Consider the following 15,759-nt stretch of genomic DNA (forward strand, 5'->3'; position numbering starts at 1 on the left):
CAACCCCTACTTTGACGAAACTTGAGTGAATAGCGCTCAGGGCTTTGCCGGCCCGAGCAACTGTTCCTTGAACGGAAGATCAGCCGGAGTGCCGATCAGCCCACTGGGTGTCCACTGGCCGGTAAACCCCAGGATCAGGTTTTTCGACCAGTCGGCAACCAAGAGAAATTGTGGTATCAGGCGTGATTCCTGCCACCAGGTGTCCTGTTGAACCGGCCCCAGGCTGATCAGCCCGATGGCCACCACCACCAGCAAGGCCCCGCGCGCGGCACCGAAGGCCATGCCCAGGAAACGATCGGTGCCGGACAGCCCGGTCACGCGAATCAGCTCGCCGATGAGGAAGTTGATCATGGCGCCTACCAGCAAGGTGGCGACGAAAAGAATGGCGCAGCCGGCGATGACGCGCATCGACGGCGTCTGGATGTAGCTTTCAAGATACACCGACAGCGAACCGCCGAACATCCAGGCAACCGCACCGGCAATGATCCAGATGAGCAAGGACATGGCTTCCTTGACGAAGCCGCGCTTGAGACTGATCAGTGTGGAGACGGCGATGATCGCGATGATCGCCCAATCAACCAGGGTAAATGCCACGGTGCTGCCTGCAGACGTTTGAGGCGGCGCATTTTACCAGAGCGGCGGGCCGGGAGTAAGCGGAATGTCAGGTTGATTGGGGTTGGATCATTCGCGGGCAAACCTGCCCTCCAGGGATCGCGCACAAGAGAAATGCGCGATTTACCCAGGAGCTTGTCAAACAGGATCAGCTGCGTTCGGGCTGGAAGCGCACCACAAAGCCCTTGAGGCTGTTCTGGCGGTTGATCGCATCGCGCATGCGCTCGGCCTCGGCGCGCTCGATCAACGGCCCCACGTATACCCGGTTCATCCCACCCGCCGAGCGGACATAGGCGTTATACCCCTGGCTACGCAAGGTTTGCTGCAGCTTCTCGGCACCAGCGCGGTTGGACAGGCTGGCCAGCTGGATGGACCAACTGACGGGCAGGCCATTGACGTCGATCTTCGATGGCGCTTCCGCTTTGGCCACCGCTGCGGCCGGGGCCGAAGCCACTGCCGGCTTGCTCTCCGGCTTGGGCTCGACCTTTGGCGCGGGCGCCTGCGCCTTGGGCGGCTGAGCCTGCACCTGTACCTGCGGCGACGGCGTGATCGGCTGGCTGGGCGGGCTCGCCGGTGCGGTGGATTCCTCCACCACCACCGGTGGCTGTTGTGGCTCTGGCGCAATGGCCTGCGGCTCCGGCACGGCGACCGGCTCCACCTTTACTTCCGGCAGGCTTGGCATGGCCGGTGCCTGCGGGGCCTCGACGTGCACCTGGCGCATCTCGTCCTCGCGGGTGAACAGCATCGGCAGGAAAATCACCGCCAGCGCCACCAGCACCAACGCACCCACCATGCGCTGTTTCATCCCTTTATCCAGCACTGCCATCTACTCCACCCTCCTGGGCGTGCCGCTCCAGCCATTCCAGCGCCTGGGCAACACAGAAAAACGAACCGAACAGCAAGATCTGGTCATCCGCCGTCGCCTGCGCGCATTGCCCTTCAAGGGCGGCGTCGACGCTGGCATAAGACTTCACCGCGGCGCCGAGGTTCGTCAAGGCCGCGACCAGCTCGGCAGCCGGGCGGCTGCGCGGGGTGTCCAGCGGCGCCACCGCCCAGTCGTCGACCAGGCCCTGCAGCGGCGCGACAACGCCGTCCAGGTCCTTGTCGGCGAGCAGCCCGAACACCGCCAGGCGACGCCCGCTCAGTGGTCGCGCTGCCAGGCGTCGCGCCAGGTATTCTGCGGCATGCGGGTTGTGCCCCACATCCAGTAACAGCTCCACCGACCGGCCCTGCCAGCTCAGTAGCCGGCGATCGAGGCGCCCGGTGATACGGGTATCCAGCAGCGCCTGGCGAATCTGCCCGGCGTCCCACGGCAACCCCATCAGCAGGGAGGCCTGCAGGGCAAGCGCGGCGTTCTCCATCGGCAGGTCGAGCAAAGGCAGGCCGGGCAACGCTACCGGCTCACCCGTCGCGGCCGTACCGCGCCAGCTCCAGTGGCCATCGGCACCGGCCAGGTCGAAATCGCGCCCGCGCAGGAACAATGGCGCAGCCAGCTCGGCGGCCTTGTCCAGCAGCGGCTGCGGTGGATCCAGGTCGCCACACAGGGCTGGCTTGCCCTGGCGGAAGATGCCGGCCTTTTCGAAGGCCACCTGCTCGCGGGTATCGCCCAGGTAGTCGACATGGTCGACGCCGATGCTGGTCACCAGAGCCAGGTCGGCATCCACCACGTTCACGGTATCCAGGCGGCCACCCAGGCCCACTTCCAGCACCACCGCGTCCAGCTGCGACTGGTAGAACAACCAGAACGCGGCCAGGGTACCCATCTCGAAATAGGTCAGCGAAATGTCGCCGCGCGCCGCCTCGACGGCAGCGAAGGCTGCACACAGGCGCTCATCGCTGGCTTCGTGGCCATCGATCAGTACCCGCTCGTTATAACGCAACAGGTGCGGCGAGCTGTACACGCCGACCTTCAACCCCTGGGCACGCAGCAGTGAAGCCACGAAGGCGCAGGTCGAGCCCTTGCCGTTGGTGCCGGTCACCGTTACCACGCGTGGCGCCAGCTTGCCCAACGCCAGCCGGGCAAGCACCTTTTGCGACCGCTCCAGGCCCATGTCGATGGCCGTGGGGTGCAACTGCTCGAGGTAGGCGAGCCATTCGCCCAGGGATCGTTGTGTCATCACGCGACGGCAGCCGCCTCACGCGCCTGCGCCGGGGTTTCCTGGCCAGTCATCTGCGCCAGCAGGCGAGCCAGACGCGGACGCAGTTCACCACGCGGGATGATCAGGTCGATCGCACCGTGCTCCAGCAGGAACTCGCTGCGCTGGAAGCCTTCCGGCAGTTTCTCGCGCACGGTCTGCTCGATCACCCGCGGGCCGGCGAAACCGATCAGCGCCTTCGGCTCGCCGACAATCACGTCACCGAGCATCGCCAGGCTGGCGGAAACGCCACCGTATACCGGGTCGGTCAGTACCGAGATGAACGGGATGCCTTCTTCACGCAGGCGCGCCAGCACGGCCGAGGTCTTGGCCATCTGCATCAGCGAGATCAGCGCTTCCTGCATGCGCGCGCCGCCGGAGGCGGAGAAGCACACCATCGGGCAGCGGTGCTCCAGGGCGTAGTTGGCCGCGCGTACGAAACGCTCGCCGACGATCGCACCCATGGAGCCGCCCATGAACGAGAACTCGAAGGCACTGACCACGATCGGCATGCCCATCAGGGTGCCGCTCATGGAGATCAGCGCGTCTTTCTCGCCGGTCTGCTTCTGTGCGCCGGCCAGGCGGTCCTTGTACTTCTTGCCATCACGGAACTTCAGGCGGTCGACCGGTTCCAGCTCGGCGCCCAGTTCGGCACGGCCATCGGCGTCGAGGAAGATGTCGATGCGCGCACGTGCGCCGATGCGCATGTGGTGGTTGCACTTGGGGCAGACATCCAGGGTCTTTTCCAGCTCCGGACGATACAGCACGGCCTCGCAGGCCGGGCATTTGTGCCACAGGCCTTCAGGCACCGAGCTCTTCTTCACCTCGGAACGCATGATCGAAGGGATCAGTTTGTCGACTAACCAGTTGCTCATGCTTTCTTTCTCCAGTATCGGCAGGCGGGCCCGGTAGCGCCGGCCCTGCCCTTGAGCTCACAATCTTTCATGAAACGATGATGGACCGACCGCCGGGGCTTCCGGCGCGCCGCTCCACCGCTAATGTATGTTCTGCCGCCACAGACGCTGACGGCTGCCCCACAGGGCTGCGAAAGCTATGGACGATGGCGCGCAGCCAGCCGTCACATCTGCTATCACGCCTGTTTCACCGCCTGCAGGAAGGCCTCGATCTTCGCCGCATCCTTGATGCCCTTGGCCTGCTCCACGCCGCCACTGACATCTACCGCGTAGGGCCGCACCTGGGCGATGGCCTGGCCGACATTGTCGGCAGACAACCCACCGGCCAGGATGACCGGTTTGCTCAGGCGCGCCGGCACCAGCGACCAGTCGAACGCCTCACCGGTACCCCCGGGTACGCCAGGCACATAGGTGTCCAGCAGGATGCCACGGGCCCCGGCGTACAGCTGGCAGGCCGCCTCCAGGTCGTCGCCCGGGCGTACGCGCAGGGCCTTGATCCAGGGACGCTGGTAGCCTTCGCAGTCCTGCGGGGTTTCATCGCCGTGGAACTGTAGCAGGTCCAGCGGCACCGCTTCGAGAATCTCGTTCAGCTCGCAGCGCGTGGCGTTGACGAACAACCCCACCGTGGTCACGAATGGCGGCAGCGCGGCGATGATCGCCCGTGCCTGACGTACGTCCACCGCCCGCGGGCTCCTGGTGTAGAACACCAGGCCGATGGCGTCAGCCCCTGCCTCGGCAGCGGCCAGTGCGTCTTCGATGCGGGTAATACCGCAGATCTTGCTGCGAACGTTGCTCATGGACAGCGAACCCTGCTGGTGGCAGTGAAAGGCCGGATGTTAACAAATGACGTTTGGCCCGTCAGTCAGCCAATGCCTCGTAGCCAGTCAAAAAGTGTGGGCCGATGTAACGGCTGGGCAGTGCATACGCCTCGGGGTACTCCACCTGCACCAGGTAAAGCCCGTACGGGTGCGCCGTGACCCCGCCTTCGCGACGGTTGCGCCCTTCCAGCACCTCGCGCGCCCAGGCCACCGGGCGCTCGCCGGCGCCGATGGTCATCAGCACACCGGCGATGTTGCGCACCATGTGGTGCAGGAACGCCGTGGCGCGTATGTCCAGCACGATCATCTGGCCATGCCGGGTAACGCGCAGGTGGTAGATGTGCTTGATCGGCGACTTGGCCTGGCACTGGCTGGCCCGGAAGGCGCTGAAGTCATGGGTGCCGAGCAGGTACTGCGCGGCTTCGGCCATGCGCTCGACATCCAGCGGGCGATGGTTCCAGGTGACCTCCTCGGCCAGGTGCGCGGGGCGGATCGGGTCGTTGTAGATGACGTAGCGGTAACGCCGGGCACAGGCCTTGAAACGGGCATGGAAGTCGGCCGGCATCGGCCGCGACCAGACCACACTGATGTCATGCGGCAGGTTGAAGTTGGTGCCCATGGTCCAGGCGCGCTCGTCGCGCACGGCGCGGGTGTCGAAATGCACGACCTGCCCACAGCCATGTACGCCGGCGTCGGTGCGCCCGGCGCAGATGACCGAAATCGGCTCGTTGGCCACCTTGGACAACGCTTGCTCGAGCGCTTGCTGGACACTTGGCACGCCGCTGGCCTGGCGCTGCCAGCCGCGGTAGCGCGCGCCCTTGTATTCCACGCCCAGGGCGATGCGAGAGTAGCCTTCGGCCGCAGACTCGGCGGCAGTGTCGATGATGTCCAAGAGCATGAAACCTGTGGGGTGTACGGAATGGCGGGGATTATAACGACAACGGCAGCCATGTTGGGCTGCCGTGGGATCCGCATTGTCTTATGGCCGCTTCGCGGGTTTCCACGGAGAGGCCAGCCTTGGGTGCCTCAAACCAGACGGGAAAGCATGTCCTCGGCTTCCTGGCGCTGGTTTTCATCACCATCCTTGACCACTTCATCGAGGATGTCGCGCGCCCCCTGGTTGTCGCCCATGTCGATATAGGCACGCGCCAAATCAAGCTTGGTGGCCACTTCGTCGCTGCCGGAGAAGAAGTCGAAGTCCAGGTCGTCCAGCGGCTCGGGCTCGGGCTGGGCAGCGGCGTCTTCGCTGGTGAAATGTGGCTCCAGCGAGGGCGACTCGAGGCTCTGCGACAGCTTGTCCAGCTCGGCGTTGACATCGTCCAGCTCGGAGGCGAAGTTCTTCGCCGCTGGCGAATCATCTTCCAGCGACAACGACAGGTCGAAGTCGGATGGCAGGTCGAACTCGGACAATGGGTCGAACGCCGGCACGCTGTCGAAAGCAGCCAGTTCCGCGGCGACATCCACCGGGGTTTCGTCGACACCCGGCGCAGCCGGGGCAACCGGCTCGCTGACATCGAGGTCGAAATCGGACAGGTCGACAGCGGGTTGCGCTTCGGCCTGGGCCAGCATGGCCTCGAAATCGGCGTCGGCATCGGCCTGCAGCTCGGCATCGACGGCAAACGGTTGTTGTTCTTCCTGCGCCACTTGCGGCAGGGGCTCATCGAGTACCGGCTCGTCCAGCACCGGTTCGTCCAGCCCCGGCGTAGCCAGCGGGCTGTCCTCGGGCAGGTCATCACCCAGGCTCAGGTCGAAGGCAGTGTCCAGGTCCTGTTCGTCCAGGCCCGGCATATCGAGGGTCGGCACTTCATCGAAGGCATCCAGCTCAGGTGCAGCTTCAGGCTGCGCTGGCGCGGCGGCCTCCGGCTCGACCGCCAACTGCGGCTCGAGGGTCGGCAAGTCGTCCAGGCCGACTTCGGCAGGCGCTGGCGTTTCAGGCTGATCCTGCAGCAAGCCCTGCACATACTGTTCGTCCATCTCGGCAGCCAGGGCCGCAGCACCGAGGCCGGCAGCAGCCAGGCCGAGCATGGCCGGGTAGCGTTCCTTCAAGCCGGCGACCGCGGCGCTGTTCTGCTCGCTGGCCGGCAGTTTGCGCTCCTGCTCGACGAACGCACTCTGGTCACCCTGGCGAGCGTACACGTCCATCAGTTGCAGGCGCAGGTCATCACGCTCCGGCGCAGCAGCCACGGCGGGCTCCAGCAGGTCGGCAGCGCGGTTCAGGCGGCCTGCGGCCAGGCATTGCCCGACCTCTTCCAGCAGCGCGGCGTAGGGGTCGGCCTGTGCCTCGGGCTGCGTTTCGACGGCGGCCGCCAGCGGCTTTTCTGCTGCTGCGGCAGCGGCGGCCGAAGCGGCGACCACGGCTGGCGACAGAGTCACGCTCGGCGCCGAAACATCGACGCCATCGAGGCTTGCGCTGTCGTTGTCGAAGCCTGTGGCCTGCTCTTCTTCCAGCGCGCGCGCCATGCGCAGGTGTTTTTCGGCTTCCTGCTGGGCCTTGCGCTTGCGCGCCAGCAGCAACAGCAGAAGCAGCAGCACGAGCAACGCGCTGCCGGCGATCAGCCCCAGCAACAGCGGATTGCCGGTGATTTCATCCAGTACATTGCCAGGCTGTTCGCCGGCTGCAGGCTCGGCGGCTGGCGCCGGCTTGGGTGCGGTATCCACGGCGGCAGGCGCCGGTTTGACCACCGGTTGAGCATCGGCCGCGGGCTGGGCCGGGGCCGCTGCCCCCTGGGCCTCCAGGCGGGCCAACTGGTTGTTCTTCAGCTCGATCAGACGCTGCAGCTTGTCCAGCTGGCTCTGCAGGTCGGCCATGCGGCTCTTGAGTTCTTCGTTGTCGCGACGGCTGGTGTCCAGGCTTTCCTCGGCCACGGCCAGCTTGTCGCTGAGTGCCTTGGCCTGGTCGGCACCGGCGTTGCCCGGGCTGACCAGGCGCAGGTTGTCGCCCTGGGCGATACGCGCCGGTGCCGCCTCGGCGGCACCCCGACGGGTGGCATCCAGCTGGCGGGCACGCGGGCCCAGGCGGCGGCCTTCACGCCAGGCGGCATACTGCTCGGCCACTTCGCTGATCGCCTCGCCCTGCGGGATGCTCTGGATCTGCTGCTGGTCAGGCAGGCGCAGCACCTGCCCCACCTTCAGCTGGTTGATGTTGTTGCCGATGAAGGCATCCGGGTTCAGCGCCTGGATCGCGATCATGGTCTGCTGGATCGAACCACCCTGGGTGTTGCGCGCGGCAATCTGCCACAAGGTGTCGCGGCGCTGGGTGGTGTAGCTGCCGGCAGCGGTCACTGCCGGTGCGACATTGCCCGCTGCCGGCTTGTCGCCCTGGGCCTTGGCCTGGTCGAGCAGCACGCTGTAGTCACGCAGCAGGCGGCCCTGCGGCCACATCACCTGAACCAGGAACTTGACCACCGGGCCCGGCAGCGGCTGGCTGGAGGTAACCCGCAACACGCTCCTGCCATTGGGGTTGATCACCGGCGTGAAGGTGAGGTCTTCGAGGTAAGGCGGCAGCGCTACCCCGGCCTTGCTGAACTCTTCCGGCGGCGCCAGGCTCGGCGCCACTTCGGCGGCGGTAAGGTCGCGCACGTCCAGCAGCTCGATCTCGGCGTCCAGCGGCTGGTTCTGTGCCGACTTGAGGGTCAGCTCCCCCAGGCCCAGGGCATTCGCCATGCCCGACGACAGCGCCGATGCTGCAGCCATGGCCAGAACCAGTTTGCGAATTCGAAGCATGACCTCTTCCCTTGTATGAAGCGTCCTGAAACCTGCATGCAGAGCAGGACAAAAGTGCTCGCCAGTATCTTTTACGGCATGTGTTTAATCAACAATTGCGCCACTTGCACAGCGTTTAGCGCGGCACCTTTGCGCACATTGTCGGTGGTCAGCCAGAGATTGAGTTGCTGCGCCTCATCAACACCGTGCCGTACACGACCAACATAGACCACGTCTTGGCCCACTGCGTCACCAACCGGGGTCGGATAATCATCGCGCTCCACCAGTTCGACACTGTCAGCCGCCTCGAGAGCGTGTTGAATCGCCTCCAGGTCCACCGGGCGGCGGCTCTGCACCGCCACACTGAAGCTATCGCCAAAAAACACCGGGACTTGAACACAGCTCACGGAAATCTTCAGTTCCGGCATGCCCAGCAGCACGCGCAATTCGTTGACCAGGCGCCGCTCCAGCGCGGTATGGCCCTGTTCATCGGCGGCACCGACCTGGGCCAGCAGGTTGAAGGCCACCTGGCGGTCGAAGAAGCGTGGTTCCAGCGGCCGGGCATTGAGCAGCTCGGCGGTTTGCCGGGCCAGTTCGGTGACCGCTTCACGGCCTTGCGCAGACACCGCCAGCGCCGCCATCACCTGCACCCGCTCGATATCCAGCAGGCCCTTGAGCGGTGCCAGCGCAACGGCCACGGCCACTGCGGCCGAGCACGGGCTGACGATGCGCGCGGGCAGCGCCAGGCCGGCCAGGCGTTCGGCGTTGGCTTCCGGTACCAGGGCCAGGGCGTCGTCCAGGCCGCCGGACAGGTCGATGACCGTGCAACCCGCCTGCAACGCCTTGCCGGCAAAGCTGCGGCTGACAGCGGCGCCGGTGGCGAAGAAGGCCAGCTTGACCTGGGCGAAGTCGAAGCTGTCCACTTCGCGCACTTTCAGCTTCTTGCCGGCGAACATCACGCTGCTACCGGCCGATTCCATGCTGGCCAGCAGGTGCAGCGTGCCGACCGGGAAGGCCAGTTCTTCGAGGATCTGTACCAGGGCTTCACCGACGCTGCCGGTGGCGCCGACGACGGCGATGTCCAGAGGGTTTGTCATGGAAGGAGTCCTTTTGCTGAAAACGGCGGGGGCGGCACTTTACTTGGATTGTCGGTGTTTGTCTTTGCTGACATATGGTGGGCCTACGGGCTGAATGGGTGATCGCCAGTATGCATAGGTCGCGGGGTTTACGGCGCCTGTGAGATCGAGCGCTGCACGGGCGGCGCTCGATCAGCTGACGCAAAAAAACCCGTGCTGTCGCCAGCACGGGTTTTCGGTCAAGCCGGAACGATCAACGCTCCAGCAGGATCCGCAGCATGCGGCGCAGCGGTTCGGCCGCGCCCCACAGCAGCTGGTCACCGACGGTGAACGCACCGAGGTACTGCGACCCCATGTTCAGCTTGCGCAAACGGCCAACCGGAATGTTCAGGGTACCGGTCACCTTGGTCGGGGTCAGCTCCTGCATGCTGATTTCACGCTGGTTCGGCACCAGCTTCACCCAGGGGTTGTGCTGGCTGATCATGCCTTCGATGTCGGCGAGCGGCACGTCCTTGTTCAGCTTGATGGTCAGCGCCTGGCTATGGCAACGCATGGCGCCGATGCGCACGCAGATGCCGTCGACCGGGATCGGGCTCTTGAAGCGGCCGAGAATCTTGTTGGTCTCGGCCTGGGCCTTCCACTCTTCGCGGCTCTGGCCGTTCGGCAGCTCCTTGTCGATCCACGGGATCAGGCTGCCGGCCAGCGGCACACCGAAGTTCTCGGTCGGGAACGCTTCGCTGCGCATGGTTTCGGCAACCTTGCGGTCGATGTCGAGGATGGCACTGGCCGGGTTGGCCAGGTCATCGGCCACGGCAGCGTGGGTTGCGCCCATCTGCTTGATCAGCTCGCGCATGTTCTGCGCGCCGGCACCGGACGCCGCCTGGTAGGTCATGGCGCTCATCCACTCGACCAGGCCGGCTTCGAACAGGCCGCCCAGGCCCATCAGCATCAGGCTGACGGTGCAGTTGCCGCCGATGTAGTTCTTGGTACCGGCGTCCAGTTGCTGGTCGATGACCTTGCGGTTGACCGGGTCGAGGATGATCACCGCGTCATCCTGCATGCGCAGGGACGAAGCGGCATCGATCCAGTAGCCCTGCCAGCCGGCTTCACGCAGCTTGGGGAAGACCTCGTTGGTGTAGTCGCCGCCCTGGCAGGTCAGGATCACGTCGAGGGTCTTGAGTTCTTCGATCGAATAAGCGTCCTTGAGTGGAGCAGTATCCTTGCCCACGTTCGGGCCTTGGCCACCGACGTTGGAGGTGGTGAAGAACACCGGCTCGATAAGGTCGAAGTCCTGCTCCTCCAGCATCCGCTGCATGAGCACGGAACCGACCATACCGCGCCAACCGATCAGACCTACACGTTTCATCGCAACTACACCTTTGCTAAAAGTGGGCCGCCACCGGGAATTTGGGGTGGCGGGCCAGAGAGATTACAGATTCCGCAGCGCTGCGACTACTGCGTCGCCCATTTCCTGCGTCCCCACCTTGCGGCAGCCTTCCGAGAAGATGTCGCCGGTGCGCAGGCCCTGGTCCAGAACCAGGCTTACGGCCTTCTCGATCGCCTCGGCGGCAGCCACCTGATTGAAGCTGTAGCGCAGCATCATCGACACCGAGAGGATGGTCGCCAACGGGTTGGCGATACCCAGGCCGGCGATGTCCGGCGCCGAGCCGTGGCACGGCTCGTACATACCCTTGTTGTCGGCATCCAGCGACGCCGACGGCAGCATGCCGATGGAACCGGTCAGCATGGAAGCTTCATCCGACAGAATGTCACCGAACATGTTGTCGGTCACCATCACGTCGAATTGCTTGGGCGCCCGCACCAGCTGCATGGCAGCGTTGTCGACGTACATGTGGCTCAGCTCGACATCCGGGTAGTCCTTGGCCACATCCTCGACCACTTCGCGCCACAGCTGGCTGGACGCCAGGACGTTGGCCTTGTCCACCGAGCACAGCTTCTTGCCGCGCACGCGGGCCATGTCGAAGCCGACCCGGGCAATGCGACGCACTTCGCTTTCGCTGTACGGCAGGGTGTCGTAGGCCTGGCGTTCGCCGCCCTCCAGCTCGCGCTGGCCACGCGGTGCACCGAAGTAGATACCACCGGTCAGTTCACGGACGATCAGGATATCCAGGCCCGAGACGATCTCCGCCTTGAGCGACGAGGCATCGGCCAGTTGCGGATAGAGGATGGCCGGGCGCAGGTTGGCGAACAGCCCCAGTTGCGAGCGGATCTTCAGCAAGCCGCGCTCCGGGCGGATGTCACGCTCGATCTTGTCCCACTTCGGCCCGCCCACGGCGCCCAGCAGCACGGCATCGGCCTTGCGCGCACGTTCCAGGGTCTCGTCGGCCAGCGGCACGCCGTGCTTGTCGATGGCGGCGCCACCGATCACGTCGTGGGCCAGGCTGAAACCGAGCTGGAACTTATCGTTGGCCAGTTCCAGTACCTTGACCGCCTCGGCCATGATTTCCGGGCCGATACCGTCACCTGGGAGAATCAGAATCTGCTTGCTCATGCTTTCCTCTATCCATTCACGCGGTGCGGCCAAGCGGGCCACACCGAAAAGTTCTTAACGCTCGGCCCACAACACCAGCACATCCGTGCTGAACGAACCATCGGCCTCGATCTGGTAATACTGCCGTACTTCTTCGCCCATGGCTTGCTGCAACTGGCGGATGGCCACACGCATCGGCTCGGGGGTACGCATGCGCTCGACCCAGCTGGCGAACTCCAGGCGCAGCGGTTGGCGGGTATGGCTGCGCACGTGCAGCCCGGCCTCGCTGACCTGGCGCTGCCATTCGGCGGCGGAGTAGTCACGTACGTGGCTGGTATCGCGCAGCACTTCCACCGTTTGCAGGTAGGTGTCGAGCAACGGGCTTCCCGGCGACATGACGTCGATGAAGGCTGCCACGCCGCCCGGCTTGAGCACCCGGCGCACTTCGCGCAGGGCCAGGCCCAGGTCGCTCCAGTGGTGCGCCGAATAGCGACTGAAGACGAAGTCGAACGCAGCATCGGCGAACGGCAGGCGTTCGGCGGCACCGCGCTCGGTGGTGATATTGGCCAGGCCGCGCTCGGCAGCGGCACTGGCGACCACGTCGAGCATGGCTTGCGAAAGGTCGTAGGCAACCACTTCGGCAACCAGCGGGGCGACCTGGAAGCTGACATGGCCGGCACCGCAACCCAGGTCCAGCACGCGGGCATGGCCCTGCCCGGCCAGTTCGGCCTGCAGCAGGGCGAATTCACTGCCCTGGGCGTGCACGGTGCTGCTGAGGTAGGCACTGGCCTGTTCGCCGAACTGGCGCTGGACCACATCGGTGTGGGTGGTGCTGGTCATGTCTCGATCCTTTTGGTTTCTTGCCGCCTGTACCGGCCCTTTCGCGGGCGTGCCCGCGAAGAGGCCGGTACTGCCACCTACAAACAATCAGGCATCACGGAACAGCCAAGGCTGCGCTGCGCGGTGCTTGCCTTCGAAAGCCTTGATCGCGTCGCTGTCCTGCAAGGTCAGGCCGATATCGTCCAGGCCATTGAGCAGGCAGTGCTTGCGGAATGCGTCGATCTCGAAGTGCAGCACCTTGCCATCCGGGCGGGTGACGGCCTGCGCCTGCAGGTCGATGACCAGCTGGTAGCCCGGGTTGGCTTCGACCTGCTTGAACAGCTCGTCGACTTCCTGATCACTGAGAATGATCGGCAGCAGGCCGTTCTTGAAGCTGTTATTGAAGAAGATGTCGGCAAAGCTCGGCGCGATCACGCTGCGGAAGCCGTACTCGTCCAGCGCCCACGGCGCATGCTCACGGCTGGAGCCGCAACCGAAGTTCTCCCGCGCCAGCAACACGCTGGCACCCTGGTAACGTTCGTGGTTGAGCACGAACTCCTTGTTCAGCGGGCGCTTGCTGTTGTCCTGGTAGGGCTGGCCCACGTCCAGGTAGCGCCACTCGTCGAACAGGTTGGGGCCGAAACCGGTGCGCTTGATCGACTTGAGGAACTGCTTGGGGATGATCTGGTCGGTGTCGACGTTGGCACGGTCCAACGGGGCGACGAGGCCAGTGTGCTGGGTAAAGGCTTTCATGCTGCGCTCCCTTGGATCAACTCGCGGACATCGATGAAGTGGCCGGTCACCGCGGCGGCGGCGGCCATGGCCGGGCTGACCAGGTGGGTACGGCCACCGGCGCCCTGACGGCCTTCGAAGTTGCGGTTGGAGGTGGACGCGCAGTGCTCGCCGCTCTCCAGGCGGTCCGGGTTCATCGCCAGGCACATCGAGCAGCCTGGTTCACGCCATTCGAAACCGGCTTCGAGGAAGATCTTGTCCAGGCCTTCGCGTTCGGCCTGGGCCTTGACCAGGCCCGAGCCCGGCACCACCAGCGCCTGCTTGACGTTGGCCGCGACCTTGCGGCCCTTGGCGATTGCGGCCGCGGCGCGCAGGTCTTCGATGCGCGAGTTGGTGCACGAGCCGATGAACACGCGGTCGAGCTTGATGTCGGTGATCGCCTGGTTGGCGGCCAGGCCCATGTACTTGAGGGCACGCTCGATCGAACCACGCTTGATCAGGTCCGGCTCGGCAGCCGGGTCCGGTACGCGCTGGTCGACGGCCAGGACCATCTCTGGCGAAGTGCCCCAGCTGACCTGCGGCTTGATTTGCCCAGCGTCGAGCTCGACCACGGTGTCGAACACTGCGTCTGCATCGGAAACCAGGCCTTTCCAGGCTGCGACCGCCTGCTTCCACTGTTCGCCCTTGGGCGCGTACGGGCGGCCTTCGACATAGGCGATGGTGGTGTCGTCCACCGCCACCAGGCCGACGCGGGCACCGGCTTCGATGGACATGTTGCAGATGGTCATGCGGCCTTCCATCGACAATTCGCGAATGGCGCTGCCGGCGAACTCCATGGCGTGGCCGTTACCACCGGCGGTACCGATCTTGCCGATCACCGCGAGGACGATGTCCTTGGCAGTAACGCCGGCAGACAACTGGCCTTCCACGCGCACCAGCATGTTCTTCATCTTCTTGGCGACCAGGCACTGGGTCGCGAGCACGTGCTCGACCTCGGAGGTACCGATGCCGTGCGCCAGGGCACCGAAGGCGCCGTGGGTGGAGGTGTGCGAGTCGCCGCAGACCACGGTCATGCCCGGCAAGGTGGCCCCCTGCTCCGGGCTGATGACGTGGACGATGCCCTGGCGCTCGTCGTTCATCTTGAATTCGACGATGCCGTACTCGTCACAGTTTTCGTCGAGGGTCTGCACCTGCAGGCGCGACACCTGGTCGACGATGGCTTCGATACCGCCCTTGCGCTCCGGCGTGGTCGGCACGTTGTGGTCCGGCGTTGCAATGTTGGCGTCGATGCGCCACGGCTTGCGATTGGCCAGGCGCAGGCCTTCGAAGGCCTGGGGCGACGTCACTTCGTGGATGATGTGGCGGTCGATGTAGATCAAGGACGAGCCGTCATCACGGCGCTTGACCTCATGTGCTTCCCAGAGTTTGTCGTAGAGCGTTTTGCCAGCCATCAGACTGTTCCTCATCAGCGTCTTTCTATGCCAAAGACCCCTTGGCTTGTGCGGTCGATGCTAGGGCGTTAGATTGAATAACTCAAATTCATAATTTTTATGCTTTGGATAACCAACAGGAATTCAGATCATGGACCTGGCCAACCTTAGCGCCTTCATTGCCATCGCAGAAACCGGAAGCTTTTCCGGGGCAGCCGAACGCCTGTTCCTGACCCAGCCGGCCGTCAGCAAACGCATCGCCGGGCTGGAACAGCAACTGGAGGTGCGCCTGTTCGACCGACTGGGCCGCGAAGTTACCTTGACCGAGGCTGGCCGCGCCTTGCTGCCGCGCGCCTACCAGATCCTCAATGTGCTCGATGATACCCGCCGGGCGCTGACCAACCTGACCGGCGAAGTCAGCGGTCGCCTGACCCTGGCCACCAGTCATCACATCGGCCTGCACCGGCTGCCGCCGCTGTTGCGGGCATTCACCCGCCAATATCCGGCCGTGGCACTGGATATTCAGTTCATGGATTCGGAACAGGCCTACGATGAAATTCTGCATGGCCGCGCCGAGATTGCGGTGATCACCCTTGCGCCCGAGCCACATCACCTGGTCAAGGCCATGCCGGTGTGGGACGACGCCCTCGACTTCGTGGCCGCGCCTGAGCACCCACTGGCCGCCAACCAGGCGGTCAGCCTGGCCGACGTCGCCCGTCACCCGGCGGTGTTCCCGGGCGGCAACACCTTCACCCACCATATCGTCCAGCGCCTGTTCGAAAGCCAGGGCCTGGCCCCGAACATCGCCATGAGCACCAATTATCTGGAAACCATCAAGATGATGGTGTCGATCGGCCTGGCCTGGAGCGTGCTGCCGCGCACCATGCTTGATGAACAGGTTGCACCCATCACTTTGCCGGGCATACAGCTGTCGCGCCAGCTAGGCTACATTTTGCACACTGAGCGTACGTTATCGAACGCGGCCAGGGCATTCATGGCCTTGCTCGACAGCCACGCGGGGCCCGCCTGA

The 15,759-nt window shown here is 64.8% G+C and carries 14 protein-coding genes; 1 reads left to right on the top strand and 13 read right to left on the bottom strand.

Going from position 1 to position 15,759, the window contains the following annotated elements:
- Positions 1-36: 36 nt before the first annotated feature.
- From ACLEJP_RS17165 to leuC, 13 genes are all read right to left on the bottom strand, one after another.
- A complete protein-coding gene (locus tag ACLEJP_RS17165) occupies positions 37-594 on the bottom strand; it encodes a CvpA family protein (protein ID WP_170028950.1) in 558 nt (185 codons plus the stop codon).
- Positions 595-760: 166 nt separating this feature from the next.
- A complete protein-coding gene (locus tag ACLEJP_RS17170; protein WP_440808275.1) occupies positions 761-1,438 on the bottom strand; it encodes an SPOR domain-containing protein in 678 nt (225 codons plus the stop codon).
- Complete coding sequence (gene folC, locus ACLEJP_RS17175) at positions 1,422-2,729, bottom strand: bifunctional tetrahydrofolate synthase/dihydrofolate synthase (RefSeq protein ID WP_440808276.1); 1,308 nt, start codon at positions 2,727-2,729, stop codon at positions 1,422-1,424. Before folC ends, ACLEJP_RS17170 begins: the two co-directional genes overlap by 17 nt.
- A complete protein-coding gene (accD, locus tag ACLEJP_RS17180; protein ID WP_296234361.1) occupies positions 2,729-3,622 on the bottom strand; it encodes an acetyl-CoA carboxylase, carboxyltransferase subunit beta in 894 nt (297 codons plus the stop codon). Before accD ends, folC begins: the two co-directional genes overlap by 1 nt.
- 215 nt (positions 3,623-3,837) lie before the next feature.
- Positions 3,838-4,458 (bottom strand): phosphoribosylanthranilate isomerase, encoded by a 621-nt coding sequence (locus ACLEJP_RS17185; protein WP_289131578.1) that lies wholly within the window; start codon positions 4,456-4,458, stop codon positions 3,838-3,840.
- A gap of 61 nt (positions 4,459-4,519) precedes the next feature.
- The gene (truA, locus tag ACLEJP_RS17190) at positions 4,520-5,377 is read right to left on the bottom strand and encodes a tRNA pseudouridine(38-40) synthase TruA (protein WP_440808280.1); all 858 of its coding nucleotides are present in this window, start codon (positions 5,375-5,377) and stop codon (positions 4,520-4,522) included.
- Between the two features lie 128 nt (positions 5,378-5,505).
- The gene (locus ACLEJP_RS17195) at positions 5,506-8,202 is read right to left on the bottom strand and encodes a FimV/HubP family polar landmark protein (RefSeq protein WP_440808282.1); all 2,697 of its coding nucleotides are present in this window, start codon (positions 8,200-8,202) and stop codon (positions 5,506-5,508) included.
- A gap of 71 nt (positions 8,203-8,273) precedes the next feature.
- A complete protein-coding gene (locus ACLEJP_RS17200) occupies positions 8,274-9,278 on the bottom strand; it encodes an aspartate-semialdehyde dehydrogenase (protein ID WP_440808285.1) in 1,005 nt (334 codons plus the stop codon).
- 232 nt (positions 9,279-9,510) lie between these two features.
- Positions 9,511-10,623: an aspartate-semialdehyde dehydrogenase gene (gene asd, locus ACLEJP_RS17205; protein ID WP_023660790.1), complete on the bottom strand. Its 1,113-nt coding sequence runs from the start codon at positions 10,621-10,623 to the stop codon at positions 9,511-9,513.
- 63 nt (positions 10,624-10,686) lie between these two features.
- Positions 10,687-11,769, bottom strand: a complete 1,083-nt coding sequence (gene leuB, locus ACLEJP_RS17210; protein WP_440808288.1) for a 3-isopropylmalate dehydrogenase — start codon at positions 11,767-11,769, stop codon at positions 10,687-10,689.
- Positions 11,770-11,823: 54 nt separating this feature from the next.
- Complete coding sequence (locus ACLEJP_RS17215) at positions 11,824-12,588, bottom strand: class I SAM-dependent methyltransferase (RefSeq protein WP_440808290.1); 765 nt, start codon at positions 12,586-12,588, stop codon at positions 11,824-11,826.
- An 87-nt stretch (positions 12,589-12,675) separates the two neighbouring features.
- Positions 12,676-13,320, bottom strand: coding sequence for a 3-isopropylmalate dehydratase small subunit (gene leuD / locus ACLEJP_RS17220; protein ID WP_440808292.1), 645 nt, complete (start codon positions 13,318-13,320; stop codon positions 12,676-12,678).
- Positions 13,317-14,750, bottom strand: coding sequence for a 3-isopropylmalate dehydratase large subunit (leuC, locus tag ACLEJP_RS17225; RefSeq protein WP_440808293.1), 1,434 nt, complete (start codon positions 14,748-14,750; stop codon positions 13,317-13,319). The genes leuD and leuC overlap by 4 nt, the downstream gene beginning before the upstream one ends.
- Before the next feature lie 130 nt (positions 14,751-14,880).
- On the opposite strand from leuC, the gene ACLEJP_RS17230 reads away from it, so the two are divergent.
- Positions 14,881-15,759 (top strand): LysR family transcriptional regulator, encoded by an 879-nt coding sequence (locus tag ACLEJP_RS17230; RefSeq protein WP_289129670.1) that lies wholly within the window; start codon positions 14,881-14,883, stop codon positions 15,757-15,759.

It is taken from the genome of Pseudomonas sp. SMV7 (genome assembly GCF_052041995.1).
Classification (GTDB): Bacteria; Pseudomonadota; Gammaproteobacteria; order Pseudomonadales; family Pseudomonadaceae; genus Aquipseudomonas.